Source organism: Thioalkalivibrio sp. ALJ15 (assembly GCF_000383695.1).
Classification (GTDB): Bacteria; Pseudomonadota; Gammaproteobacteria; order Ectothiorhodospirales; family Ectothiorhodospiraceae; genus Thioalkalivibrio.
In genome coordinates, this window is record NZ_KB912057.1 from 113,047 (window position 1) to 136,919 (window position 23,873).

Genomic DNA, 23,873 nt, shown 5'->3' on the forward strand with positions numbered 1-23,873 from the left:
CGTTCCCCGAAAATGATGGGCGACGGCTTGCCCGCCGTCCCGGTGTTCCCTGATCCCGAAACAAAAAAGGGAGGGCGTCGACCCTCCCCTTTCCGGGACCCGCCAGGCAACGCCCGGCGGGTAATCCTGCAGGACCTCGTCAGGCCGGCAGTGCGGCCTTGGCCTGTTCGGCGATCTTGCCGAAGGCCGTCAGGTCGTGCACGGCCAGATCGGCCAGGCTCTTGCGGTCGATCTCGATCTCGGCCTTCTTCAGACCCGCCATCAGGCGGCTGTAGGAGAGATCGAACTGACGGGCCGCCGCATTGATGCGGACGATCCACAGCGACCGGAACTGGCGCTTTTTCTGGCGACGGTCACGGTAGGCATACTGGCCGGCCTTGATGACGGCCTGGTTGGCAACGCGGAAGACGTTCTTCCGGGCGCCGTAGTAGCCCTTGGCCTGTTTGAGGACCTTCTTGTGACGGGCGTGAGCGGTTACACCGCGCTTGACTCGTGGCATGTCTTTCTTCCTCGGTCAGATCAACGGTACGGCAGCATTTTGCGCACGGCGGCGACATCCGCCTCGTGCACCATGGCCGGACTGCGCAGTTGACGCTTACGCTTGGTGGATTTCTTGGTCAGGATGTGGCTGCGGTGCGACTGGAACCGCTTGAACTTCCCAGACCCGGTACGGGCGAAGCGCTTGGCCGCACCCCGATTGGTCTTGATCTTTGGCATTGCTCTCTCCGGCATTTTGGGCCGTACCCGATTCGGGCCGGCCGTTTATGGGAGGACCGGCAGGTATGCGGAGACCTGCGCGATCCTTGTTGTCTGACCGGCCTACTTCTTCTTGCCGGTCAGCACCATGATCATCTGGCGTCCTTCCATCTTCGGCCGCTGCTCGACGACCGCGATATCGGACATGTCCTGCTCGATCTTGTCCAGCAGCTCGCCACCCAGCTCCTGGTGGCGCATTTCGCGACCGCGGAAGCGGATGGTCACCTTGCCCTTGTCGCCGCCCTCGATGAAGCGGCGCAGGTTGCGAATCTTGACGTTGTAGTCGCCCTCGTCCGTACCCGGACGGAACTTCACTTCCTTGATCTGGATCTGTTTCTGCTTCTTCTTGGCTTCCTGCGCCTTCTTCGCCTGCTCGAACTTGAACTTGCCGTAGTCCATGATCCGGGCTACGGGCGGTTCTGCATTCGGTGAGATCTCGACCAGGTCCAGACCGCTCTCCTGGGCCATTTCCAGGGCCTCTGCAGTACTGCAGACGCCGCGATTCTCGCCCTCGGCGTCGATCAGTCGGATTTGCGGGCACGTGATCTGATCGTTCAGGCGGACCGTTTTCGCTGCGCTAATAGCCTTCTCTCCAATTCAAGGTTCAGTGTTGGCGACTGGCGACCTCCTCCCGGAGGCGCTCGCCGAAGGCCTCGACGCTCATTACGCCCAGGTCTTCTCCGCTTCGTGTACGCACCGCGACCTGCCCGTTTTCCATTTCCTTGTCTCCAAGGACCAGCAAGTACGGCACGCGCTTGAGCGTGTGCTCGCGAATCTTAAAGCCGATCTTCTCGTTTCTCAAGTCGGACTCGACCCGGAATCCCTTGTCCCGTAGCGTCTTGGTGACCTCGCGGGCATAGTCGTCCTGGCGTTCGGTGATGGTCAGCACCTCGGCCTGCACCGGGGCCAGCCAGGTCGGGAAGTGCCCGGCGTAGTGCTCGATCAGCACGCCGAAGAAGCGTTCCACCGAGCCCAGCAGCGCGCGGTGGATCATGATCGGGCGCCGGCGCTCGTTGTCTTCGGCCACGTATTCCATGTCGAAGCGCTCGGGCAGGTTGAAGTCCAGCTGCACCGTGGAGCACTGCCATTCGCGGCCGATCGCGTCGTGGATCTTGATGTCGATTTTCGGCCCGTAGAAGGCGCCACCGCCCTCGTCCACCGAGTATTCCAGCCCCTTCTTCTCGATCGCCGAGCGCAACGACGCGGTCGCGTGCTCCCAGATCGCGTCGGAGCCGACCGCATCTTCCGGTTTGGTCGAGAGGTTCACATCGAACTTCTCGAACCCGAAGGTCTGCAGGACCTCCAGCGTCAGGTCGATCACCGCCATCACCTCGGCCTCGATCTGGTCCTCGCGGCAGAAGATATGGGCGTCGTCCTGGGTGAAGCCGCGCACACGCATCAGCCCGTGCAGCGCGCCGGACATCTCGCGACGGTAGACCGTGCCCATCTCCGCCCAGCGCAGCGGCAGATCGCGGTAGGAATGCAGCCGGTCCTTGTACATCAGCACGTGGAACGGGCAGTTCATCGGCTTGAGCTGGAAGGCCTGGTGCTCGTCCTCCATCGGCTCGTACATGGACTCGGCGTAGAAGTCCGCGTGGCCGGAGGTCTTCCACAGCTCCAGGTTCGCGATGTGCGGCGACACGACGAAGTCGTAACCCGCCTTCTCGTGCATGTCGTACCAGTACTTCTCGATCTCGCGGCGGATGCGCGCGCCCTTCGGGTGCCAGAACACCAGGCCGCCGCCGGCCTCGTCCTGGATCGAGAACAGGTCCAGCTCCTGACCGATCTTGCGGTGATCGCGGCGCTCGGCCTCCTTCAGGCGTTCCAGGTATTCCTTCAGCTGGTCCTTGTTCGCCCAGGCGGTCCCGTAGATACGCTGCAGCATCTCGTTGTCGGAGTCGCCGCGCCAGTAGGCACCGGCCACCTTGGTCAGTTTGAAGGCCTTCAGCTTGCCGGTTGACGGGATATGCGGGCCGCGACAGAGATCGACAAAGTCGCCCTGCTTGTACAGCGAGATGTTCTCGCCCTGCGGGATGGAGGCGATGATTTCGGCCTTGTACTCTTCTCCCATGTCGCGGAAGTACTTCACCGCCTCGTCGCGATCCATCAGCGAGCGCTCCACCGGCAGGTCCTGCTTCGCCAGTTCCTTCATGCGCTTCTCGATCTTCTCCAGATCCTCCGGCGTGAAGCCGCGGTCGTAGGCGAAGTCGTAGTAGAAGCCGTTCTCGATGGTCGGGCCGATGGTGACCTGGGCCTCGGGAAAGAGCTGCTTGACCGCCTGCGCCATCAGGTGCGCGGTCGAATGCCGGATGATCTCTACCCCCTCCGGGTCGCGGTCGGTCACGATCGCGAGTTCGGCGTCGGCGTCGATCTCGTGGCGGGCATCGACCAGCTGGCCGTTCACCTTGCCGGCCAGGGTCGCCTTGGCGAGGCCCGGACCGATGTCCTTGGCCACATCCAGCACGGTGACTGGATGATCGAACTCGCGGCGGCTGCCGTCGGGGAGGGTTACTGCGGGCATTGCGAGGCTCCTTCGCCGACCCATACGCGGGGTCGAACGTCGCGTGTCAAAAATTGAACTTGCCGGAAACGACAACGGCGCGAAGCGTATCACACGCCCCGCGCCGCGGCAGGTTTCCCGGCCTGCAGCCGGGATTCCCGGATAGCCCCTTACATGTTCTCTTCGATGAACAGATAGGTCCGGTTCACGTTGGGTCGATGCCAGTCGTCGTAGTGGCGCAGGTGCTTGAACTCTTCGAGATCGGACAGGCGTTCCACCACCTCGTCCAGGGACTCCCAGTCCTCGATACCTGCTCCGACCTCGCGCACCAGCAGTTCCAGGTAGTCACCCGTGTCCTGGCGCGCCTCGGCCATGTCCGTCGCGCGGCCATGACCCGGTACGACGATCTCGGGATCGATGGACTCCAGGTGCCGGAAGGCCTCCAGCTTCTCCACCGGGTTACTCCAGGGATGGATGCCCAACATGCGTTCGGTGTAGACGATGTCGCCGGTGAACACGACATCCTCGCCGGGCAGGTGGACCATGATATCGCCCGGGAAGTGGGCGTCCCCGGCATAGATCAGTTCGAAGTCCACCCCGCCGACCGTCAGGGTGTGTTCGTCCGCGTCAATCGGATTCGGGGCCGGGACTGGCTCGGTCCCTTCCATGGCCTCTTCTCCCACGGCATTCGCCAGGGACTCGATCTGCCCCTCGCCGCGCTCGGTCTGCGTGGATGCAGTGCGCTGCAGCGCGACCAGTTCCGCACCCTGCTCGTGGAAGTAGCCATTGCCCAGCCAGCGGTGATCCTGCGAACCCACCGAGATCACATGCGTGATCGGCTGATCCGTGACCTCGGCGATCGCCCTGGCCATGCGTTCGGCGACCTTGTAGCTCGGCCCCGAATCGATCAGCACGACGCCGTCGTCAGTGACGACGAAGCCCGTGTTATTGGTGAAGCCGAGATTTTCCGGCGTGCGGTTCTCCAGCGAACCGTAGAAGTACCAGACGCGATCCGTCAGCTGAATCGGCTCCAGTACCATCTCGATGGGTCGGTCGCGCGGCTCTTCTTTCTCTTCTCCGGCCTGCGCAATCAGGGCCAGGCCCATCAGCACAACGGCCAGCACTGGCCATACGGTCCAGCGCCCTTTCAATTGCCTATCCATCCAAACATCCTCAATAAGCGGGTTTCGCCCCCCGGTTGGAGAGCCTGCGAACGCGTCGCGTGTATCCCGGCCTTCGAACGCCCGTTCGGACCGTTATTGGTTTTCGGCGATTATATCCGCTTTCGCGCATATTTAGACAGGGTTCACATCAGCGCCGCGGCTGCGAGTCCCCTGTCGAACCATGCAGGGCACGCACGGCCCACCGCGCCACCAGCGGAAACAGGCCCACCGCGACCAGAGAGGCAATCAGACCGGGCGAAAAGATCCCCTCGGGCCCGTCCAGACGACTGATCTGCGTACCGGCATTGGCAAAGACGATCGTCGCCGGGAGCATGCCCAGCTGCGACACCCAGTAGTACGTCCACGTCCTGATGCGCATCAGGCCCATGCCTGCATTGATCACAAAGAAGGGAAAGGCCGGCGTCAGGCGCAGCGCGAACAGGTAGTAGGCCCCCTCGCGCTCGAAGCCACGGTTGATGGGTTCCAGCCGGTCTGCGAATCGGCGCTGCAGGGGCTCGCGAGCGATGGTGCGCGCCACCAGAAACGTCAGCGTCGCGCCCAGTGTGGAGGCAAAGGACGACAGCACACTACCCCAGAACACCCCGAAGATGGCCCCGCCCGCCAGCGTCATGATCACGATACCGGGCAACGACAGCGCCGCGACCACCACATAAACGAAGAAGAACACCACCGCCGCCAACAGCGGCCGGGCCGCACGCTGGTCCTCCAGATCCCCCTGGGCTGCCTGCAGGCGCTCGAACTCCAGGAAACGGCCCAAGTCGAGCGCGAAGAACGCGATCAATGCGGCCACCGCAAGGATCACCACCACCCAGTACGCTCGATTCACCTGCCCTCTCCCGATACGCATTTGTCAAAACGCTGGACCCGGACGCTGCCCGCGTGCGTACATTGGCCGCATGAATACACAGCCCCACCCATACGATGCCCTCAAACCCACCGTGATTCTCGACGCGGTGGAAACCACCGGCCTGCGCTGCGATGGCCGCCTGCTTGCCCTGAACAGCTACGAGAACCGGGTGTATCAGATTGGCATCGAGGATGCGACGCCGGTCATTGCCAAGTTCTACCGGCCCGGCCGCTGGACCGACCGCGCGATCCTCGAGGAGCATGCATTCAGCCAGGAGCTGGCCGCGCGGGAGGTCCCCGTCGTCGCGCCGCTGGTCGCAGACGACGGGGCAACCCTGCACCATCATCAGGGCTTTCGCTTCGCGGTTTATCCGCGCTGCGGCGGGCGTACGCCGGACCTGGAGCAGTCGGACACGCTGCAGCGCATCGGGCGGTTCATTGCGCGAATCCACGAAGTGGGCCTCAGCGCCTCATTCCACGAACGCATCACGCTGGAGCCGGTGGCACTGGGCGAACAGGCGCGGCAGGACGTGCTCGCCTCCGGCTACCTGCCCCCCGAGTTGCAGTCAGTCTATCGCGACCTCAGCGCGGACCTGATCAGCCGCATGCAGCGAAACACCGAGGCGGTGGGCCCCGTCCCGCAGCTCCGGCTGCATGGCGACACCCACCCGGGCAACATCCTGTGGACCGACGACGGTCCCCACTTCGTCGACCTCGACGACGCCTGCAATGGGCCCGCGATGCAGGATCTTTGGATGTTCCTCTCCGGGGAGCCACCGGAGATGGCATCACAGCTGCGCGACCTGCTGGAGGGTTACGAGACGTTCATGCGCTTCGACCGCCGCGAGCTGGGCCTGATCAGCACCCTCCGCACGCTGCGCATCATGCGCCACGCCGCCTGGCTGGCCCGCCGGGCGGATGATCCCGCGTTCGTCGACGGATTCCCGGTGTTCTACACCCCGCGCTACTGGGAGGAACACATCCTGACCCTTCGCGAACAAGCCGCCGCCCTGGACGAGCCCGCACTGGAACTGGACAGCCCGGGGGTCGCGGCCAGGGACTACTGGGATCTTTAAGGAGACGCAAGCGTCTCCTTAGGCCTTACGCCCGCAGGTCAAAGTGCGATCCGAGGTGCTCGTTGGAGTTGGACTGCACCGAGCCGTCGGGCATGAAGGTCTGGCCCATGTCCGCTTCGTCGTCCGGATCGGCGTCCATCTGGGGGGCATCGTCGGCCTGCGGGGCCCCGTTGACCTGGCCGCCGGCCAGCGGCATCGCGGTGGCCTGCGTCGGCGGCGTCGCATTAAGGCCCTGGGGCGCGAATGCCGCCTCGTGTGCCGACGGGGCCTGTGTGGTGGACGCCGGCTGGGCCACATGTGGGGAAGTCGAGACGGCCGCGCCCTGTCCATTGACCTGACCGTTCGCCTGCGCTTGCGTGGCGGCCTGGGCCTGCTGTGCCGGCTGTGCGTGTGCCGCCTGCCCAGCCTGCCCGGCCTGCGCCGGTCGGTGGCCAGCCTGCCCGGCGTTGTTCGGGCTTTGCGCCGAATGGACCGGCCGCGCCAGCGCCGCCTGATTCATTCCGATGCCGTCGATCATGAGGTGCTCCCGGTTTTCGTTGCACCCGGCACCCAAGCAGCGACCATGCCAGAACACTGGTGTTTTCCGTGAAGGGCGCCATGAGGCGCTCCCCGGGCGCCCGCCCCATGTCGCTGTCTTGTCCGGTGCGGCAAGCACGATCCGCCCGCCAGCAAGGGTGTTCCGGTCAAACCGGCCCTATTCGCAACCGATATCCTCGTGCCACAGATCCGGGTGTCGTTCGATAAACGCGGCCATCAGCTCCTGGCAGGCGACGTCCTGCAACACATCGACCTGCACGCCGTGCGAACGCAGCCAGTCCTCCTCTCCCATGAAGGTGGAGTTTTCCCCGACCACCACACGCGGGATGCCGTACAGCACGATCGCCCCGCTGCACATCGCACAGGGCGAGAGCGTCGTGTAGAGCGTGCACTCGCGGTAGATGCTCGCCGCCTGGCGTCCGGCGTTCTCCAGGGCATCCATCTCGGCATGCAGGATGGCGCTGCCGTTTTGCACCCGCCGATTGTGTCCGCGGCCGACGATGCGCCCGCCGTGCTCGATGACCGAACCGATCGGGATACCCCCTTCATCCCAGCCGGTTCGTGCCTCGTCCAGGGCTGCTTCCAGAAAAGGATTCATGACATTCGTCCGGGTTTGTTCGAGAACTGATTGTGTAGACTCATGGACTGAGGTGCGAATTCGGCGCCAACCACCCTCCCCTTGACGGGCTCGATACGAGAGACTTTCCATGCGCCGCCGCATCATCGGCATCCCTGTCGGTATCCTCCTGGGCGTCGCGCTCGCCTTCGTGCTGGCAAACGTTGCCCTGTTCAACCTCCTCCCGAAACCCGACCGAGTGAAGGCCCCGGTGGCCATCGACTACGGCACCTCGGACAGTGCATTTCGCCGCGGAATGGGGCTCACGCTGCAGCAGCCGATTGTCTCCGGCAACGCGCTGGAGCTGCTGCGCGACGGCGAGGCCATCTACGACGCCAAGATCGAGGCCATCGAAGGCGCTGAACAGACGGTTACCTTCGAGGTATACGAGTTCTGGGGCGAGCAGGCCGCCCGCTTCGCCGAGGCCTTCGCACGCGCGGCGGAGCGCGGGGTCAAGGTTCATGTGGTGATCGACTACGTGGGCTCCGTGCTCGCGGATCAGGAAAAGTTCGACCGCATGACCGAAGCCGGCGCGGAAGTCGTGCGCTGGCGCGAGCCCTCCTGGTATCAGATGTCACGTTTCAACCACCGTACGCATCGAAAAATTCTGGTGGTGGACGGCAGAACCGGATTCATCGGCGGCGCGAACATCGCGGACACCTGGGTGCCCGCCGAGGACCACGAGCCCTACCGCGACAACCACTTCCGTGTCACCGGGCCCGTTGTGGGCAACTTGCAGGCGGCATTCATGGAGACCTGGCTGGATGCCAAAGGCGAACTGAAGCTGGGCGATGCGTATTACCCGGAACTCGAGGACGAAGGTGAGCTGGATGCGCAGGTCGTCAACAGCGCCCCGCGCGAGGGCCGTCATCGCATTCGCAAGATGTTCCTGCATGCCCTGGCAGCAGCCGAGGACCAGGTGACCATTGCGACGGCGTACTTCTATCCCGACCCGGACTTTCTCGATGCGCTGACCGACGCGGCCGACCGCGGCGTTCGAATCCGCGTGCTCATGCCGGGCGACAGCATCAACCACGGTTTCGTACGACATGCCTCCGTGAATCGCTGGAGGCCCATGCTGGAGGCCGGGGTCGAGCTGCACGAATACCACCCGCGGATGTATCACTCCAAGCTGATGAGCGTGGACGACCGCTGGGCCAGCATCGGCTCGGCCAATCTGCACAACCGCTCATTCCGCCTGAACGACGAAACCAATCTGAACATCTATGACGAAGACTTCGCCCGCTCGATCCGGGAACTGATCGAGGAAGACAAGGCCGAGGCCGAGCGGATGACGATCGAGGCCTGGGAAAACCGGCCCTGGAAATACCGCATCTACGGCTGGATCGCGCGCATCATCGGGCCGTACATGTAGCGGCCCCGAGCCGGAGCCGGCCTTTTCAGTTGGCGACGGGCCGGGCGCCACCCTCGGCATCGATCTCCACTACCAGCATGTCGCCCGCGCCGATGCTGCGACCGGACAGTTCCATGATGTTCGCACGATGCGTGACATACACCGCCGGCCCCGCATCGCGCGCAAATGCCTCCGCAAGATGCTGGTGCCAGGCACGCATGCGGCGCTCCCGGTCGGGTTCATTGGTGCGGAAGATCGAGCCCAGCGCATCGAGGATCTCCGGCTCGCCGTAGCCCAGCAGGCGCGCCGTATCCGCATTGCGGCACCACGGGCCGGCAAATACGCGGATCTCGGCCAGTCCGGCGGCGCGCAGACGTTCACCAAGCTCGCGCGCCTGGTCACGGCCCAACTCGGAGAGGTTGCGCTGGGTTGTGCAGTCCTCGAGATCGAAACCTGGAGGGTCCCCGATACCTGGCGCCGCGGCATGCCGCATTAACAGGATCCGGTGGGGCTCCTGCAACTGAGCAACAATGACGTGCTCCGCAGCCAGTTCGTCCGCCCAAACCGGTGTGCCAAACAGACACCCCACTACCAGGGCCAGCCCAAGCAGCAGCCGTTTCACAGTTCCGATTCCCTCCGCTACACCACCGCGCGACTCCGCCATGCAGAGCCATCACCGCCGCCGGACTAATCGGGGCGGCAGAGCCCGTCACCACAGCGCGACCGCCAGCGTCGACGCGCAAACCCGTTATAGACCCGATCCATCAGGCGCACCACGGGCGGCACGCGCGACAGCACCCGCCCCAGCAAGCGGTAGTACGGCAAATGCCGCCAGACGACGACAAACGCCCAGGCCCCACTGTGGATCTGTCCCTGGGCGTCGACCACATGCATACGCCGCATCGCCGCATCCCAGTCGATGCGCCACGCCTTCAAGGGTGCCGCGTCGGCGTGGATATCCTGCCAGTCCACGCGACCGGCCTTGTCCAGCCGCCGGTAGTGGCCGATCTCGCGCCGACAAAGTGGGCAGCCGCCATCGAAAAAGACGATGGGGCGCCGCCCGGATAACGAATGGTCAGGCATGGCCGACCGGGCCCAGGTATTGATATTCGGCCTCCGGCAGCGAGCCCAACGCACGTTCTACCACGTCGCGCGCCAGATCGCGGGTCATCTCCGGATGTGCCGGGATCATGTCGGTGCGCACGGCGAGCGCCATTGCCAGCGCCTGCAGCACATCTCCATTGCAGGTGTCGCCCAGCAGTGCAATCTCGTGATCCAGGGTCTCGACCAGCCGGTCCAGCAACTGCTGGACACGCACGGCGGACCCGGTCTCGGGATGCAAACGAAACTCGAAGGAAACGGCCTCTCCACTGGGGGTGGTATACCGATAGGGCATCACGTCCATGGGTCTCTCCTTCTTGTTCGTGTGGATCGGATGGTATCGCCAGGCCGAACGGCGGCTTAGGCTTACGTGGTTGGGCCACGCATGACGGAAACAGTTCAACCAGGAACGAGTTTCCCCGTCGGTCAAGATGGGGTCTGCATCGTTACTGGACCCAACCGTATCAGACCACACCGACGGGATACGCGATCGAACCGCGAGTCGAGGTATTCTTGACCTCGATGAATATGGGACTGCACTTACACGCAGGGTGGCACTGATGGCCCGTCGACGACGCGGACCGATTACCCGTCTGCTACGCGCACTGACCTGGCTGCTGGCCGGGACGCTCACACTCGCGGTCACATTCGCGCTCGGCCTGATCGTGCTGTTCGCCAAGGTCAACCCGCCCTATGGCATGGCCATGGTCGTCGCCACGGACTGGCAGACCGCATCCCGCCTACGGCCGGAATGGCAGCGCCTGGACGACCTTCCGCGTCACCTGATGCTGGCCGTGATCGCAGCGGAAGACCAGCACTTTCCGGTACATCGCGGCTTTGACTGGGGCTCCATGCGCCAGGCGGTAGACGACCACATGCTGCACGGCCAACGCCTGCGCGGGGCCAGCACCATCAGCCAGCAAACGGCCAAAAACCTGTTCCTGTGGCACAAGCGCTCCTGGGTCCGCAAAACGCTGGAGGCCGGATTCACGGCCGGTATGGAAACCATCTGGCCCAAGCGCCGCATCTTCGAGGTCTACCTGAACCTGGCCGAGTGGGGTCCGGGCATCTACGGGATCGAGCACGCCGCCCAGCACTACTTTGGCGTATCCGCGCGCGAACTGGACCGCCACCAGTCCGCACGCCTGGCCGCGATCCTCCCCAGCCCGGGCAGCTACAACCCGGTCAACCCCGGCCCGCGCCTCAGCCAGCGGATCGCCTGGATCGAGCGCCAGATGAACCAGCTGGGCATCGCCTGGCTGGACCCCATGCTGCTGGAATAGCCCCTGCGCTCGCTCCACGGGCGTGAAAATGCCCTAGTGTTTCCCTAGACTACGTTCCTCCGCTGTCGCACGGATGCTCGCACTGGCGTCCTCCTGGCGACCCGCGAACCCCGTCCAAACCCGAGGTCCGCCCGTGTCCCCCAGCCGCTTTTTGCGTCGCCCCTTCTTCCTCCTCCTCACCCTCTTCTCGCTGTTGCTGCTCATGCCCCTGGGGACCGTTCAGGCCCAGGAGGGTGGCGATGGAGGTGATCTGCATGACGCGCTGATCGAGGCACTGGAGAACGAAGAGGCACGCGAACGCCTGCTCGAGACACTGCGGGCCGAACGTACCGGGGACGACGAGAGTACGGCAGACGATGAGGCGGCGGTCGACACCGACGAACTCACGTCGATCCCGCGCCAGATCGCCCAGTTCACCCAATCGCTGGCCGAAGGCACAGTGCAGGAGATTCGGGCCCTGAACGAGATCGCCGTGGATATTGGCGACAAGCTGAGCTCGATCGACCCGGTGGTATTCGGCGCGGGGGTGCTGGACCTGGCGATCCTGATTGTCCTGACGATCGCCGCCTTCCTGATCCTGCGGCGTCTTGGCAGCCCGATGTTTGCGGCGCTGGACCGCTGGGTGATCAATTCGCCGGAGCAGTACCACCTGCTGCGCGCACTCCCCGCCGTACTCCTGGCCGCGCTGATCGATTTCCTGATCGTGATCCTGGCCTGGGTCGGGGGTTATGGCCTCGCGCTCTTTGTGCTCGGGGAGTCCGGAGAGATGCTGACGCGGCACTCGCTGTTCCTCAACGCCTTCCTGCTGATCGAGGTCACCAAGGCGGCCCTGCGCCTGATCTTCGCCACGCGCTACCGGGGCCTGCGGCTGCTGCCCATGGCCGGCGACGAGGCCGCCTACTGGAATGCCTGGCTGGCACGCCTGGTCACGTACATCGGCTACGGCCTGCTGCTGCTGGTGCCGCTGGCCAACAATCATCTCTCCAGCGAGGCCGGGCGCTCGCTGGGGCTGCTGGTCATGCTGACCGCTTTCCTCTACGCGGCGGTCATCATCCTGCAGAACCGCCAGCGCGTGCATGACCGCCTGATCCTGGTCGCCAATCGTGCCGGATTCGCCTTCACGCGCATGACGCTGACCTTCCTGGCGAACGCCTGGCACTGGATCGCGCTGATCTACTTCCTGACCCTGGCAATCGTCAGCATCACCCGCCCGGAAGATGCCCTGCCCTTCATGGCCAAGGCCACCGGACAGACGGTACTGGCCGCATTCATCGGGGTCTTTGTCGCCAACGTGCTCAGCCAGATCATCGGCCGCGAGATCCGGGTTCCGGACGAGACTCGCATGAAGTTCCCGATGCTCGAGGCACGCCTGAACTCGTACATCCCCAAGGCGCTGAAGACGATGCGCCTGGTGATCCTGCTCATCGTGCTGGCAGTGATCGCAGATGCCTGGGGCGCGTTCAATCTCGGCGCCTGGATTGCCTCCGATACGGGCATGTACGTGCTCGGCACTGCGATCTCGGTCGCCCTGATCCTGATCGGTGCCCTGGCCATCTGGCTCGTGTTCGCCAGCTGGATCGAACACCGCCTGAGCCCGAATACCGGCGAGGGCGAGCCCGGGGCGCGCGAGAAGACCCTGCTGACCCTGTTCCGCAATGCGGTCGCCGTCGTGCTGGCCGTGATGACCGCCATGATCGTGCTGGCCGAGATTGGCGTGAATATCGGCCCGCTGCTGGCCGGCGCCGGCGTGCTCGGCCTGGCGGTTGGCTTCGGCGCACAAAAGCTGGTGCAGGACATCATCACCGGGGTGTTCATCCAGCTGGAGAAAGCCATCAACACCGGGGACGTGGTCACGGTGGCCGGCATGACCGGCGTGGTCGAGAAGCTCACGATCCGTTCCATGGGCCTGCGTGACCTGTCCGGCACCTATCACCTGATCCCGTTCTCGTCGGTGGATGCCGTCTCCAACTACATGCGCGAGTATGGCTATCACGTGGGCGAGTACGGCGTGGCCTATCGCGAGGACATCGACGAAGTGATCGTGCGCCTGCGCGAGGCCTTCGAGGAACTCAAGGAAGATCCGGACCAGGGTCCGAACATCCTCGACGAGATGGAGGTACACGGCGTGACTGCGCTGGCCGACAGCTCGGTCAACGTGCGCATCCGCATCAAGGCGCTGCCCGGTACGCAGTTTGGCCTGGGCCGCGCGTTCAACCGCCTGGTGAAGAAGCACTTCGACGCCGCCGGTATCGAGATCCCGTTCCCGCATCAGACCATCTACTTCGGTCAGGAAAAGGACGGCAGCGCTCCGCCCGCGCACCTGCGTCTCAGCCAGGAGCAGGGTGAAGACACCGACGACGGTCGCGACTACTCGAAAGACCAGCGGGCCCGCCCCAATCCGAAGCACAAGGGCGATTACGACGAGGCCGAGGACTGAGCGAGACAGGGCCGGTGTACGGATTCACGCGGACGACTTCCCCCGAAGGGGAAGTCGCGCCATGATGAAGGCATGCGACTGCTGATTCTGCTCGCACCGCTCGTGCTGCTTCTGGCCTGGGCACCGAGCTGGTGGGTACGCCAGACGATGAGGAAGTACAGCCAGCCGGAGGACCGCTACGACGGGACCGGCGCCGAGCTTGCGCGTGACCTTCTGGATCGCCATGGCCTGCATCACGTGCGCGTCGAATCCACCCGCGATGGCGACCACTACGATCCCTTCGATCGCGCGGTGCGGCTGTCGGAGGACAACCACGACGGTCGCTCGCTCACCGCGATCACGGTGGCTGCGCACGAGGTCGGGCACGCGGTGCAGCACGCTCAGGACTACCCGCCCCTGCGCATGCGCAGCAACCTGGTCTGCCTGTCTCGCTACGGACAGCAGATCGGGGCCTGGCTAATGGTCGCGATCCCCATCATCACGCTGATCGCCCGGCATCCGGCACCGGGCATCCTGTTCTTCCTGGCCGGGATTCTGTCGATGGGGATCGCCGCGCTGGTGCACTTCGTCACCCTGCCCACCGAGTTCGACGCGAGCTTTCGCCGCGCCCTGCCGATGCTGCGCCGGGGCAATTACCTGCACCCGCCGGACTATCCCCATGCCCAGCGCATCCTGAAGGCCGCGGCCTACACCTACGTCGCCCAGTCCCTGATGAGCCTGTTGAACATCGCGTCCTGGTTCCGCTTCCTGCGGCGGTAGCGCATGGGCCGCTGCCCGCTGTGTACCGCACCTCTGCGCCCGTTCTTCAGCCGCGGGGTGCGCGACCCTTCGCCCGGGGACTACCAGCGCTGCAGGGGCTGCTCGCTGATTGTCCTGAAGCACCGTTACTGGCCCACCCTCGCATTCGAGCGCGAGTACTACCAGACACACGAAAACCGGCCGGACGACCCCGGGTATCGGCGGTTTCTGGGCCGCCTGCTTGCACCGCTGGAGGCGCACTGCCCGCCACCGGCGCAGGGCGTGGACTGGGGCTGCGGCCCCCATCCGGTACTGGCGGACATGCTGTGTGCGCGCGGCTACTCCATGCAGACCCATGACCCCGTATTCGCACCTGACCGTCCCGAAGCCCGTGCATGCTTCGATCTCGTCACCTGTACCGAGGTTCTCGAGCACCTGCATGACCCGATCGCCATCCTTGGCGAGATGGCCACCCTTCTGCGCCCCGGCGGCACGATTGCGATCATGACCGGCTGGCCGCCCCCCGCGGCGGCCTTTCATCGCTGGCACTATCGCCGCGACCCTACCCACGTGGCCTTCTACGGGCCCGACACCCTGCGCTGGATCGCCGCGCATCTTGGCTGGGCGATCCACCTGCCGGCACCGGACATTGCGCTTTTTCGCATCCCGGAGCCCCAGGGAAACGAAAAACGAGAAGCCTGCAACGAAATCCGGGGTGCCCCGGAAACCTCGGCTCGCGCCTGTTAAGCTGTTGTTAAGTCGCCACGCACTAAGCTTCCCACCGTACTTTCACGAGGAGAGTTGTTATGACGAACCGTTCCCGGCCTCTCGCCGGTTTGATTGCCGCCGCCGCGCTTGCGCTCGCCAGTCCGCTGGTGATGGCCCAGGGCATGGGTCAGGAAGGCATGGGCCAGCAGGGGCAGCAGGAAGGCGGGGCCAACCCGCAAATGGAAATGCAGCAGCTGCAGCAGACCCTGGCCGAGACCCAGCAGCAGGCGATCGAGAACAACCCTGATCTGGAGCGCAAGGGCGAAGAGCTTGAGAACCTGGTGCTCGACAAGATGGAAGAGGCCGGTTACCAGCCCCGCCAGGATCTTGAAACCCTCGAAGGCGCCGAAGAACGCCTGCGCGACCCGGACCTGAGTGCCGAAGAGCGCCAGCAGGTAATCCAGTCCGAAGAGGTCCAGCAGGCGCAGATGAACCTGCAGGAGGCCCAGCAGGCCGTCGCGCAGGACGAGGAGGTCATCTCCGCTCAGGAATCGCTGCGCGAGGACCTGATGGCCGCGATGCGCGAAGAGAATCCGGACATCGATGACATCATCGCGCGTCTGGAAACCCTGCAGCAGGAAATGCAACAGGGCGGAAGCCCGGGCATGGCACCCCCGCAGTAAGCCACGCTGAAGCATACGCTGGAAGGCCCCGGTCGCCGCTGGTGACCGGGGCTTTTTTGTGCAGGGTTGGGCGCTCCAGCGAGTGCGATATATACCCTAAAGGCTATATATCGTATTGAATGCCTTTGATAGAAGAAAATAAGCCGACCTTCTATAATCTTCCCTCCCCTGACTGCGCCCGACCCAACCCCGGGCCAGAGATGGCTGCCAATCACGTGACGACGGCCCTGGCAGCCATACAGCCCGGGTGCGCCAGGCACGCGGGATCGCTCGACTAGCCGTCGTCTTCGTCACGAACAGGCCAAGCGAGTACCGCCATGAATTCGATCCTGCTGCGCATCTTTCCGTTCCTGAGCTGGCGTCCCACCAAGGAAACGCTCAACGCGGATCTGATTGCGGGGATCTCGGTGGCCCTGGTCCTGATCCCGCAATCCATGGCCTATGCGCAACTGGCCGGTCTGCCTCCGGTGTACGGGCTCTATGCCTCGCTGCTGCCGGTGATGGTGGCCGCGCTGTGGGGTTCCTCGAATCAGCTCGCCACCGGCCCGGTGGCAGTGGTATCCCTGCTCACGGCATCGGCCCTGGTGCCGCTGGCGGCCGAGGGCTCATCCGAATTCATCATGCTGGCGATTGCACTCGCCCTGATCGTGGGCGTAATCCAGCTGGTCATGGGCCTGTTCAAGCTGGGCGCGCTGGTCAGCTTCATCTCGCACCCGGTGATCGTCGGCTTTACCAACGCCGCCGCGATCATCATCGGGCTGTCCCAGATCAACAAGCTGCTGGGGGTACCGATCGACACCTCCGGCCACTTCCTTCTGGGTCTTTGGGGTGTCGTGCTGGAGCTGGGGCACACCCATTGGCCCACCCTCGCCTTCGGCTTGGGCGCGATCGCGCTGATGGTCGGCATGAAACGCGTCGCCCCGAAGATTCCGGGCGTGCTGGTCGCGGTGGTTGTCACCATCCTGGTCTCCTGGCTGATCGGGTACGAGCGCAAGGCCGACACGACGCTCGCCCAAATTGCGCCTGGCGAGCTGGTCGAACTCGCCCAGCAGATCGAGGAGAAGCAGGGACAGGCGGCCAATCTGGATGACCGCGTGCGCGAACTGGAACTCGAGATTCAGGAGGCGGCCCGTGGCGATGCACCGGCCCTGCGCTTCGAGCAGGAGCAGGCCGCACTGCAGCGCGATGAACTGCGCGCCGAGCTCGCCCCACTGCGCGACGAGTTGCGCAACACAACGTTGCGCCGACTCCCGGCGACGGACGACGAACCCGAGCGCTTCATCGCCGATGACCACATGACGGATGCCGAACGCGAACGCGCCGAGCGCACCTCGTGGCGGATCGAGCAAGTGGACGGCGATGAGGTCTCGCTCAATGGTGGCGGCGCTGTCGTGGGCAACGTACCCCAGGGTCTGCCGTCAATCTCCGCACCAGAGATCACCTTCGGAACGATCACCACGCTCCTGACCACGGCCTTCGTGATCGCGCTGGTCGGCTTTACCGAGGCCATTGCGATCGCCAAAGCCATGGCCGCGCGCACCGGCCAGCGTCTGGACCCGAACAAGGAGCTGATGGGACAGGGCCTGGCCAACATCGCCGGCGGCTTTACACAGGGCTACCCCGTCAGCGGTTCGTTCTCGCGCTCGGCGGTCAACCTCAATTCGGGTGCACGCACCGGCCTGGCCTCGGTATTTACAGCCGTGCTTATCGGGATCGCATTGCTCTTCCTGACGCCCCTGATCTACCACCTGCCGCAATCGGTACTGGCGGCTATCATCATGATGGCCGTGGTCGGGCTGATTAACTTCAAGGCAATCAAGCACGCCTGGGTGGCCAACAAGCATGACGGGGCGGCCGCGGTGGTCACCTTCATCGCCACCCTGGCGATGGCCCCGAATCTCGACTACGGCATCTTGATGGGTGCCGGTCTGGCCATCGTGCTGTACCTGTACCGCACCATGCAGCCGCGCGTATGCGAACTGGCCCGCTACGACGACGGGACGCTTCGCGAGGCCCAGCGCTACGGGCTGGAGACCAACGAGAAGGTCGGCCTGATGCGCTTCGACGGCTCGCTGTACTTCGCCAACGTCCCCTACTTCGAGGACGCGGTACTGGACCTGGTCGCGCGCCACCCACAGGCCAAGTATCTGATCGTGGTGGGCAAGGGCATCAACGAGATCGACGCCTCCGGCGAGGAAGTGATCCACCAGCTGGTGCACCGCCTGAAGGCGCGCGGCATCACCCTGGTCTTCGCCGGCGTGAAGGCACAGGTCCTGGAGGTGATACAGCGCACCGGGCTCGAGGACATTATCGGCAAGGACAACATCTTCAAGTCCACCGACCACGCGGTTAAGGAGATCTCCGAACGCGTGGGTGAGCCAATCAAGTGATCGCGAAAGCCCACGCCACGGACGGCGAAAAGGGCTGCACCCACCGGCGTCAATCGCTACACTGAGCAGGTTACGAACCCAAGAGGAGTTGACCCGTGTCCCGAGACCAGATCGTTCGCTCGAGTCGCAATCCGTCCAGCACCGGTTCCATCAGCGAGACCATCTCGACCAACAAGGTCATCCGCCAGACCTACATGCTGCTGTCGGTGACGCTGGCATTCAGCGCCGTGATGGCCTTCGTGGCGATGGCTGTGGGCGCCCCGGCGGTGCACTGGCTGGTCCTGCTGGCGGTCCTGATTGGCGGCCCGTTCGCCATCCATGCCGCTCGCAATTCCGCGCTCGGACTGGTGCTGACCTTCGCCTTCACCGGCGTGCTGGGCTTCTTCCTCGGCCCGATCCTGAGCATGTACCTGGGCCTGCCCAACGGGCCGCAGATCGTCGGCAATGCCTTTACTGCCACGGCGGTCGCCTTTGTCGCGCTGTCCGGCTATGCCCTGGCCACCAAGAAGGACTTCAGCTTCCTGGGTGGCTTCCTGGTGGTCGGCCTGATCGTCGCCCTGCTGGCGATCGTCGCGAACATCTTCCTGGCGATCCCGGCGCTGTCGCTGACCATCTCGGCGGCCGTGGTGCTGCTGCTGTCGGCGGCGATCCTGTTCGACACCAGCCGCATGATCCACGACCCGGAGGCCAACTACATCATGATGACGGTCTCGCTGTACGCGAACCTCTATGTGATGTTCCTCCACCTGCTGAACCTGTTCCACGCCTTCATGGGCGACAACTAACAGTCGCAGGCCGACAGGCAAGCGATTCGGGCCCCGCGATGCGGGGCCCTTTTGTTGGGAAACACTGATCAATGTACACGCTCGCGTTGGTACCCCAGGTTTTCCGCGGCAAGCCGCATCGTGCAGTCGGTAGTGGTCCTATCCGCAAGCGTCGCAACACCGTTTCACCTGGTAAACGCCATGACTGAACTGCGACACGGGGTATTTCTCGACCTGTCCACGGTGGATCGCGACGACCTGGACCTCACCCCCCTGCGCGAGGCCCTTCCCGAGTGGGACCTGCACCCGCGCACGGACCCCGACGAGATCGCCGCCCGCGTCGCCAGTGCCGAGGTTGTGGTCACCAACAAGGTGGTGCTCGACGAGTCGCTGCTGGCCACGGCCGCAAACCTGCGGCTGGTCTGTGCCGCGGCCACCGGCACCAACAATATCGATGTCGCCGCCGCGAACCGGGCGGGCATCACCGTCAGCAATGCCCGCGACTATGCGACAGACTCCGTGGTACAGCATGTCTTTGCCCTGCTGCTGACGCTGGTCACGCGGCTGGACGACTACCGCGCCAATATTCGCGCCGGCCACTGGAGCGCCTCCGATCAGTTCTGCCTGCTGGATCACCCGATCCGGACCCTGGCGGGCATGCGCCTGGGCATCATTGGCCATGGCGTACTGGGCCAGGCCACGGCACGCGTCGCACGGGCCTTCGGCATGCAGGTTCAGGTGGCCGCCAGCCTGCGCAAGGCGGTGCCCTCGCCTGCGGATGACCCGGATCGAATCCCGCTGCCCGAGCTCCTGGCGACCAGCGACGTGGTCAGCCTGCATTGCCCGTTGTCCCCCGAAACCCGCCACCTGATCGACGACAACGCGCTGCGGCAGATGCCTCCGGGGGCGATCCTGCTCAACACCGCCCGTGGCGGCCTGGTCGATCCCGAGGCCCTCGCGCGGCATTTGCGAGCAGGCCACCTGGGCGGTGCCGGCATCGACGTCCTGGAGCCCGAGCCCCCGCCTGCAGACCACCCCCTGCTGGCAGCGGACATCCCGAACCTTGTGCTGACGCCACATACGGCCTGGGCGGCCCGCAGTGCCCGTCAGCACGTGATCGAGGAGGTAGCAGCCAACATCCGCTCTTTCGCCCAGGGAAAGCCCCGCCATGTCGTCAGCTGACCCATCCCGCACCGACCACGAACTGATCGCGCGGATCGAGGCGCTGGAAGTTCGCCTGGCGCATCAGGAATACACCCAGGAAGAGCAGGCCCGCGTCCAGCACGAGCTCCAGCAGAACAACCAGGAACTGCGCCGCCAGCTCCAGTGGCTCCGCGACCGGTTGCGGGAACTCGAGGACCAGGGTGGCGGCCCCGGAGACGGCAACGAGCCGCCTCCTCCGCACTACTGACCGTGACCCTTCAAGTCCGCGCAGAACCCGGGCAGGAGCCCCGAGGCCGGGAGATCGACCACTACCTGCAAGGCCACGGCTATCGTCACCTGGGCGAGGCGCCCCTGGTACTGGAGGTCGGCGCGGACGGGCTGTCGCTGATCCGCGAGGAGGGTCGACGCGAACTGCGTCTGCATCTGGACTTTGCCACCGGCCGTCAGGGGTATCGTCTGGCCCATAGCGGGCATCAGCGCGAGGGCCTGATCCGAGCCATGGGCAACATCCCGCGAGACAGCCATGTGGTGGACGCCACCGCCGGCCTGGGGCGCGATACGCTGCTGCTGGCCGCGCACGGCTTCCGCGTGGATGCCTGGGAACGCCACCCGGTCGTCTACCTGTTGCTGGCGGATGCCCTGCAGCGCGCCGCCCATGACGAGGCGCTGGCCCCGATTGTCGAGCGCATCACGCTGCACGCGGGCCTGGCCACACCAGCGACCCTAGGCACACCGCCCGTCGCCGCCGTGTTCGATCCCATGTTTCCGGAGCGGGCCAAGCGCGCCGCGGTCAAGAAGGACATGCAGCTGACCCAGGCCCTGATGGAGGGCGCCCCGGACCCCGACCCGGAAACCACGCTGCAGCGTCTGCGCGAGGCGGCCACGCGGCGGGTCGTCGTCAAGCGGCCCCTGCATGCCCCTGCCCTGGGTCCCGACACGCCCCAGGGCAGCGTCCGGGGCAAGAGCGTACGCTTCGACGTCTACGCACCCGCTGCGCAATCCTGAATCCGACCCGCGGGACCCACGCCCGCCTCACCGGTCACGAACCACCCAGAATCAGCCTGTCGTCTCCGGAGAAACGGTACTCGGGGATCGGCAGATTGCGCCGGGCGTCCTGCCCGTCATACACCCGTCCGGCGGCGTCATAGCGGCCCCCACGGCAGCGATCGACGAACCCGCCGGACCAGTCGTCCGCCGCGTCCGGGTGCACCAGATCCAGCTCGCAGCCGAGATCGGTGCTCTCGCCGATCACGACCAGCCACTCCGGCCGCAGACTACGCAGCGGCAGTTCCAGCCCGTCTGGCTGCTGGCCCCGGCGGGCGCGTGGATCGACCAGCTCGTCATCCTCGCCCAGCGCCTGTTGGAGGGCCGGGTCACGGTGCAGCACCAGGATGCGCCGACCCTCCCAGTCCAGCCGCTTGAGCTGGCCGGGGGCGATCGTATCCAGCTCCACGACGCGGCGCTCGGTCTCCCCGCCCCCCAGCATGGACAGGGCGTAGCTCGCAAGGACACCGGCGAACATCACCACCCCGCCCAGCACCATCAGCTTCATCAGGACGCGGATCCGTATTCGATTCAGGCTTTCGCCCGCGGGCTGCATCGTGAGTACCCCGGTCTGTAAAGAATGTGCTTTGCGCCTGGCCGGCGTGCCTCTACACTACGCGCATGACTACAGCCAGACGCTCCGGACGCCGCCACTACATCGGCATCCACAATGACTTGTACGGCGGCATGACGCCGGTCGGCAATATTATCCGCGATGCCTGGGTCTTCGGCTTCCTGCCGGAGACCGAGACCTGCGAGGGGTGGGACCTCGGGCGCATCCAGCAGCTGCACGACCAGGTCAACGCCGAGTGGGACAAGTACGACCTGCGCATCGCCAACCTCCCGCCCGAACTTCGCGAGCGCCACACGCGCATCCACGATGCAGCGATCGAGCGTGCCCGCGAGCACGGCTGGATCCCCGGGAAGGACTACGACAGCGAGATGGGCGACGACGCCTAGCCCTAGGGAAACACAGATGCCAGGTACGGAGACCGAGCCGATGATCCGCGCCCTAGTCGTGATCGGGGCCCTGCTCGCCGCCATCGCGGTGGTGCTCGGTGCCTTCGGCGCACATGCCCTGCAAGAACGATTGTCCGAGCGCGCGCTGGCCACCTGGGACACCGGCGTCCAGTATCACTTCATCCATGCCCTCGCCCTGTTGCTACTGGCAGCGCTGTGGTCGCACCTGGCCAGCGGCTGGGCCACCGCCAGCGCCGTCGCCTTCGTGCTTGGCATTCTGCTCTTTGCCGGCAGCCTGTATGCCCTGGCACTGGGCGCCCCGCGCGTACTGGGAGCCATCGCACCTCTGGGCGGCACCGCCTTCATCCTCGGCTGGCTGAGCCTGGCGATCGCCGCCTGGCGGGCGTAGCAAGACATTTGCAAACCCGGACAAAGCCAGACTTGGCTTTTCTCAGCGCATCCAACATTTATACTGCCTGCGCCACAAGCATTGACTGAACCGAGAGACCCATGAGCCAGCCCTCCTTCGCCGTATTCGCCGAACAGACCCTCGACGAGATCTACAACCGCCTGAGCGACCAGGACGGTCTCGACGACCTGGACATCGACCTGATCGACGGTGTCCTGACCCTCGAATTCGAGGACGGGGCGCAGATGATCCTGAACCGCCAGGAGGCTGCGCAGCAGATCTGGCTGTCCTCGCCCGAGGGCCCGGCTCACTTCGGCTACAACGAGGACGAAGATGCCTGGCTGGATGACCGTAACGGGGACGACCTGCACGAGACCGTGGCCCGCGTGATCGGGCAGAAGCTGGGCGTACGCGTCGAGCTCTAGGGAGACGCTGATTTAATCGCACGTCCGCGCTCGAGTCGCTTTTGCGTGCGAACAAGGCGCGGTGACTGCCGTGCAGTCATTCTGCACAAAGGAGCCGCAACGCCGTTCCCGCGCCCGTTTTTGATCAACAACGGGCGGCCGAGCCCCTGCTTTCAATAGCTTGTGGGGTTGGTGCCCCCTGTTCCCCGATCCTGCGTTGCGCCCCGCATTCATCAAAAACGGGCGGGTAGAACCACTACCCGCTACACGACGCGCCTTGTCTCGGAAAACAGGGGGCACCAACGCGGACGTGCGATTAAACCAGCGTCTCCCTAGTCTCGGCCCGACCGGCCGTCTTCACCCTCCTGCGACGACGCCTCCGGAGATCCCTCCTCATCCAGCGCCCGCAGGTGGGCCTCCAGCTCCGCCAGCACCGGATGCGGCCGGTCCTCTTCCAGCGCGTTATCCAGTGCCCGGGTCGCTTCCAGTGCCTGGGGGTCCCCTCGCAGCGGCATGCGCGCGATCCCCAGCGCCAGCATGCGGAACTGGCGAAACACCAGGTAGCTGACGGTCGCGGTGATCAGCGCCGCCCACATCTGCTCCTGAAACCAAAGCCAGACGGCGATCCCGTAGCCGCTGAAGGTCAGCACAAAGATCCCCAGCGCGACACGATGAGCGCGGGCCACAATGGCCTCCAGCACATCGCGATTGCGCACGACGAAGTCACGTTCGAAATGCATGCAGTTCGGTCCTCGGCCGCCTAGGGAAACACTGATTCATGTACACGCTCGCGCTCGAGTCGCTTTTGCGTGCGAACAAGGCGCGGTGACCGCCGTGCAGTCATTCTGCACAAGGGAGCCGCAACGCCGTGCGCGCGCCCGTTGTCATCAAAAACGGGCGGCCGAGCCCCTTGGGGTTG

28 protein-coding genes are annotated in these 23,873 nt (G+C 64.9%); 15 read left to right on the forward strand and 13 right to left on the reverse strand.

The annotated features are described in order from the left end of the window. Nucleotides 1–139: 139 nt before the first annotated feature. The 6 genes from rplT to G015_RS0104195 form a co-directional block, all read right to left on the reverse strand. Entirely contained in the window at nucleotides 140–499 is a 360-nt protein-coding gene (rplT, locus tag G015_RS0104170; protein ID WP_018139156.1) for a 50S ribosomal protein L20, read from the reverse strand. Nucleotides 500–519: 20 nt separating this feature from the next. Next, nucleotides 520–717, reverse strand: a complete 198-nt coding sequence (gene rpmI / locus G015_RS0104175; protein WP_018139157.1) for a 50S ribosomal protein L35 — start codon at nucleotides 715–717, stop codon at nucleotides 520–522. A gap of 102 nt (nucleotides 718–819) precedes the next feature. Beyond that, a complete protein-coding gene (gene infC / locus G015_RS0104180) occupies nucleotides 820–1,353 on the reverse strand; it encodes a translation initiation factor IF-3 (protein WP_081601214.1) in 534 nt (177 codons plus the stop codon). Nucleotides 1,354–1,360: 7 nt separating this feature from the next. After that, a complete protein-coding gene (gene thrS, locus G015_RS0104185) occupies nucleotides 1,361–3,277 on the reverse strand; it encodes a threonine--tRNA ligase (RefSeq protein WP_018174468.1) in 1,917 nt (638 codons plus the stop codon). A 149-nt stretch (nucleotides 3,278–3,426) separates the two neighbouring features. Further along, nucleotides 3,427–4,419 (reverse strand): MBL fold metallo-hydrolase, encoded by a 993-nt coding sequence (locus G015_RS0104190; RefSeq protein ID WP_038050047.1) that lies wholly within the window; start codon nucleotides 4,417–4,419, stop codon nucleotides 3,427–3,429. Nucleotides 4,420–4,567: 148 nt separating this feature from the next. Then, nucleotides 4,568–5,248 carry a TVP38/TMEM64 family protein gene (locus G015_RS0104195; RefSeq protein WP_020146212.1) on the reverse strand — a complete coding sequence of 227 codons (681 nt, stop codon included), beginning with the start codon at nucleotides 5,246–5,248 and terminating at the stop codon, nucleotides 4,568–4,570. 88 nt (nucleotides 5,249–5,336) lie between these two features. On the opposite strand from G015_RS0104195, the gene G015_RS0104200 reads away from it, so the two are divergent. Beyond that, complete coding sequence (locus G015_RS0104200) at nucleotides 5,337–6,362, forward strand: serine/threonine protein kinase (protein ID WP_018174465.1); 1,026 nt, start codon at nucleotides 5,337–5,339, stop codon at nucleotides 6,360–6,362. Nucleotides 6,363–6,387: 25 nt separating this feature from the next. Here G015_RS0104200 and G015_RS0104205 read toward each other — a convergent pair whose 3' ends face one another. Both G015_RS0104205 and G015_RS0104210 read right to left on the reverse strand, forming a co-directional pair. Continuing rightward, on the reverse strand, nucleotides 6,388–6,879 hold the full coding sequence (locus G015_RS0104205; RefSeq protein ID WP_028490886.1) for a hypothetical protein: 492 nt from the start codon (nucleotides 6,877–6,879) through the stop codon (nucleotides 6,388–6,390). 177 nt (nucleotides 6,880–7,056) lie between these two features. Beyond that, a complete protein-coding gene (locus G015_RS0104210) occupies nucleotides 7,057–7,497 on the reverse strand; it encodes a nucleoside deaminase (protein ID WP_020146214.1) in 441 nt (146 codons plus the stop codon). A gap of 109 nt (nucleotides 7,498–7,606) precedes the next feature. Between G015_RS0104210 and G015_RS0104215 the strand changes: the two genes are divergently transcribed. Then, nucleotides 7,607–8,890: a phosphatidylserine/phosphatidylglycerophosphate/cardiolipin synthase family protein gene (locus tag G015_RS0104215; RefSeq protein WP_020146215.1), complete on the forward strand. Its 1,284-nt coding sequence runs from the start codon at nucleotides 7,607–7,609 to the stop codon at nucleotides 8,888–8,890. Nucleotides 8,891–8,915: 25 nt separating this feature from the next. Here the strand turns inward: G015_RS0104215 and G015_RS0104220 are convergent, their stop codons facing one another. Genes G015_RS0104220 through G015_RS0104230 form a run of 3 tightly spaced genes read right to left on the reverse strand, consistent with a single transcriptional unit; the run spans nucleotide 8,916 to nucleotide 10,274 of the window. Beyond that, nucleotides 8,916–9,533, reverse strand: coding sequence for a histidine phosphatase family protein (locus G015_RS0104220; protein ID WP_028490887.1), 618 nt, complete (start codon nucleotides 9,531–9,533; stop codon nucleotides 8,916–8,918). A gap of 23 nt (nucleotides 9,534–9,556) precedes the next feature. Further along, on the reverse strand, nucleotides 9,557–9,952 hold the full coding sequence (locus G015_RS0104225) for a thiol-disulfide oxidoreductase DCC family protein (protein WP_018139174.1): 396 nt from the start codon (nucleotides 9,950–9,952) through the stop codon (nucleotides 9,557–9,559). Further along, complete coding sequence (locus G015_RS0104230) at nucleotides 9,945–10,274, reverse strand: hypothetical protein (protein ID WP_018139175.1); 330 nt, start codon at nucleotides 10,272–10,274, stop codon at nucleotides 9,945–9,947. The genes G015_RS0104225 and G015_RS0104230 overlap by 8 nt, the downstream gene beginning before the upstream one ends. A gap of 256 nt (nucleotides 10,275–10,530) precedes the next feature. Here G015_RS0104230 and mtgA point away from each other — a divergent pair, with 256 nt between their 5' ends. From mtgA to G015_RS0104280, 10 genes are all read left to right on the forward strand, one after another. Then, nucleotides 10,531–11,253 carry a monofunctional biosynthetic peptidoglycan transglycosylase gene (mtgA, locus tag G015_RS0104235; RefSeq protein WP_018139176.1) on the forward strand — a complete coding sequence of 241 codons (723 nt, stop codon included), beginning with the start codon at nucleotides 10,531–10,533 and terminating at the stop codon, nucleotides 11,251–11,253. 133 nt (nucleotides 11,254–11,386) lie between these two features. After that, nucleotides 11,387–13,690, forward strand: coding sequence for a mechanosensitive ion channel domain-containing protein (locus G015_RS0104240; protein WP_018139177.1), 2,304 nt, complete (start codon nucleotides 11,387–11,389; stop codon nucleotides 13,688–13,690). A gap of 72 nt (nucleotides 13,691–13,762) precedes the next feature. Beyond that, nucleotides 13,763–14,449 (forward strand): zinc metallopeptidase, encoded by a 687-nt coding sequence (locus tag G015_RS0104245; protein ID WP_018139178.1) that lies wholly within the window; start codon nucleotides 13,763–13,765, stop codon nucleotides 14,447–14,449. Between the two features lie 3 nt (nucleotides 14,450–14,452). Continuing rightward, nucleotides 14,453–15,175: a class I SAM-dependent methyltransferase gene (locus tag G015_RS0104250; RefSeq protein ID WP_020146216.1), complete on the forward strand. Its 723-nt coding sequence runs from the start codon at nucleotides 14,453–14,455 to the stop codon at nucleotides 15,173–15,175. 59 nt (nucleotides 15,176–15,234) lie between these two features. Then, nucleotides 15,235–15,819, forward strand: a complete 585-nt coding sequence (locus G015_RS0104255) for a hypothetical protein (protein ID WP_018139180.1) — start codon at nucleotides 15,235–15,237, stop codon at nucleotides 15,817–15,819. A 317-nt stretch (nucleotides 15,820–16,136) separates the two neighbouring features. Further along, on the forward strand, nucleotides 16,137–18,209 hold the full coding sequence (locus G015_RS0104260) for a SulP family inorganic anion transporter (RefSeq protein WP_018649354.1): 2,073 nt from the start codon (nucleotides 16,137–16,139) through the stop codon (nucleotides 18,207–18,209). Nucleotides 18,210–18,304: 95 nt separating this feature from the next. Then, on the forward strand, nucleotides 18,305–18,994 hold the full coding sequence (locus G015_RS0104265) for a Bax inhibitor-1/YccA family protein (protein WP_018139182.1): 690 nt from the start codon (nucleotides 18,305–18,307) through the stop codon (nucleotides 18,992–18,994). Between the two features lie 180 nt (nucleotides 18,995–19,174). Then, nucleotides 19,175–20,155: a D-2-hydroxyacid dehydrogenase gene (locus G015_RS0104270; RefSeq protein WP_020146217.1), complete on the forward strand. Its 981-nt coding sequence runs from the start codon at nucleotides 19,175–19,177 to the stop codon at nucleotides 20,153–20,155. Beyond that, nucleotides 20,142–20,384 carry a SlyX family protein gene (locus G015_RS13885; protein ID WP_083925118.1) on the forward strand — a complete coding sequence of 81 codons (243 nt, stop codon included), beginning with the start codon at nucleotides 20,142–20,144 and terminating at the stop codon, nucleotides 20,382–20,384. Before G015_RS0104270 ends, G015_RS13885 begins: the two co-directional genes overlap by 14 nt. A 2-nt stretch (nucleotides 20,385–20,386) precedes the next feature. Then, nucleotides 20,387–21,142 carry a class I SAM-dependent methyltransferase gene (locus G015_RS0104280; protein ID WP_020146218.1) on the forward strand — a complete coding sequence of 252 codons (756 nt, stop codon included), beginning with the start codon at nucleotides 20,387–20,389 and terminating at the stop codon, nucleotides 21,140–21,142. 34 nt (nucleotides 21,143–21,176) lie between these two features. Here G015_RS0104280 and G015_RS0104285 read toward each other — a convergent pair whose 3' ends face one another. Further along, nucleotides 21,177–21,737 (reverse strand): hypothetical protein, encoded by a 561-nt coding sequence (locus G015_RS0104285; RefSeq protein WP_018993614.1) that lies wholly within the window; start codon nucleotides 21,735–21,737, stop codon nucleotides 21,177–21,179. 131 nt (nucleotides 21,738–21,868) lie between these two features. Between G015_RS0104285 and G015_RS0104290 the strand changes: the two genes are divergently transcribed. The 3 genes from G015_RS0104290 to cyaY all read left to right on the forward strand — a co-directional run bounded on the left by G015_RS0104290 (nucleotide 21,869) and on the right by cyaY (nucleotide 22,975). Then, nucleotides 21,869–22,141: a hypothetical protein gene (locus G015_RS0104290; protein WP_018139187.1), complete on the forward strand. Its 273-nt coding sequence runs from the start codon at nucleotides 21,869–21,871 to the stop codon at nucleotides 22,139–22,141. Nucleotides 22,142–22,157: 16 nt separating this feature from the next. Next, on the forward strand, nucleotides 22,158–22,550 hold the full coding sequence (locus G015_RS0104295) for a DUF423 domain-containing protein (RefSeq protein ID WP_018139188.1): 393 nt from the start codon (nucleotides 22,158–22,160) through the stop codon (nucleotides 22,548–22,550). Between the two features lie 101 nt (nucleotides 22,551–22,651). Next, the gene (cyaY, locus tag G015_RS0104300; protein ID WP_012982299.1) at nucleotides 22,652–22,975 is read left to right on the forward strand and encodes an iron donor protein CyaY; all 324 of its coding nucleotides are present in this window, start codon (nucleotides 22,652–22,654) and stop codon (nucleotides 22,973–22,975) included. Nucleotides 22,976–23,286: 311 nt separating this feature from the next. Here cyaY and G015_RS0104305 read toward each other — a convergent pair whose 3' ends face one another. Beyond that, nucleotides 23,287–23,694, reverse strand: coding sequence for a hypothetical protein (locus G015_RS0104305; RefSeq protein ID WP_018139189.1), 408 nt, complete (start codon nucleotides 23,692–23,694; stop codon nucleotides 23,287–23,289). Nucleotides 23,695–23,873 lie beyond the last annotated feature (179 nt).

Coding starts and splice junctions, on each gene's coding strand:
- G015_RS0104295 (WP_018139188.1), top strand. CDS start 22,158: ATGCCAGGTACGGAGACCGAGCCGATGATCCGCGCCCTAGTCGTGATC.
- G015_RS0104250 (WP_020146216.1), top strand. CDS start 14,453: ATGGGCCGCTGCCCGCTGTGTACCGCACCTCTGCGCCCGTTCTTCAGC.
- G015_RS0104305 (WP_018139189.1), bottom strand. CDS start 23,694: ATGCATTTCGAACGTGACTTCGTCGTGCGCAATCGCGATGTGCTGGAG.
- G015_RS0104190 (WP_038050047.1), bottom strand. CDS start 4,419: ATGGATAGGCAATTGAAAGGGCGCTGGACCGTATGGCCAGTGCTGGCC.
- mtgA (WP_018139176.1), top strand. CDS start 10,531: ATGGCCCGTCGACGACGCGGACCGATTACCCGTCTGCTACGCGCACTG.
- G015_RS0104285 (WP_018993614.1), bottom strand. CDS start 21,737: ATGCAGCCCGCGGGCGAAAGCCTGAATCGAATACGGATCCGCGTCCTG.
- G015_RS0104215 (WP_020146215.1), top strand. CDS start 7,607: ATGCGCCGCCGCATCATCGGCATCCCTGTCGGTATCCTCCTGGGCGTC.
- cyaY (WP_012982299.1), top strand. CDS start 22,652: ATGAGCCAGCCCTCCTTCGCCGTATTCGCCGAACAGACCCTCGACGAG.
- rpmI (WP_018139157.1), bottom strand. CDS start 717: ATGCCAAAGATCAAGACCAATCGGGGTGCGGCCAAGCGCTTCGCCCGT.
- G015_RS13885 (WP_083925118.1), top strand. CDS start 20,142: ATGTCGTCAGCTGACCCATCCCGCACCGACCACGAACTGATCGCGCGG.
- rplT (WP_018139156.1), bottom strand. CDS start 499: ATGCCACGAGTCAAGCGCGGTGTAACCGCTCACGCCCGTCACAAGAAG.
- G015_RS0104245 (WP_018139178.1), top strand. CDS start 13,763: ATGCGACTGCTGATTCTGCTCGCACCGCTCGTGCTGCTTCTGGCCTGG.
- G015_RS0104200 (WP_018174465.1), top strand. CDS start 5,337: ATGAATACACAGCCCCACCCATACGATGCCCTCAAACCCACCGTGATT.
- thrS (WP_018174468.1), bottom strand. CDS start 3,277: ATGCCCGCAGTAACCCTCCCCGACGGCAGCCGCCGCGAGTTCGATCAT.
- G015_RS0104225 (WP_018139174.1), bottom strand. CDS start 9,952: ATGCCTGACCATTCGTTATCCGGGCGGCGCCCCATCGTCTTTTTCGAT.
- G015_RS0104205 (WP_028490886.1), bottom strand. CDS start 6,879: ATGATCGACGGCATCGGAATGAATCAGGCGGCGCTGGCGCGGCCGGTC.
- G015_RS0104220 (WP_028490887.1), bottom strand. CDS start 9,533: ATGGCGGAGTCGCGCGGTGGTGTAGCGGAGGGAATCGGAACTGTGAAA.
- G015_RS0104270 (WP_020146217.1), top strand. CDS start 19,175: ATGACTGAACTGCGACACGGGGTATTTCTCGACCTGTCCACGGTGGAT.
- G015_RS0104255 (WP_018139180.1), top strand. CDS start 15,235: ATGACGAACCGTTCCCGGCCTCTCGCCGGTTTGATTGCCGCCGCCGCG.
- G015_RS0104230 (WP_018139175.1), bottom strand. CDS start 10,274: ATGGACGTGATGCCCTATCGGTATACCACCCCCAGTGGAGAGGCCGTT.
- G015_RS0104290 (WP_018139187.1), top strand. CDS start 21,869: ATGACGCCGGTCGGCAATATTATCCGCGATGCCTGGGTCTTCGGCTTC.
- G015_RS0104210 (WP_020146214.1), bottom strand. CDS start 7,497: ATGAATCCTTTTCTGGAAGCAGCCCTGGACGAGGCACGAACCGGCTGG.
- G015_RS0104260 (WP_018649354.1), top strand. CDS start 16,137: ATGAATTCGATCCTGCTGCGCATCTTTCCGTTCCTGAGCTGGCGTCCC.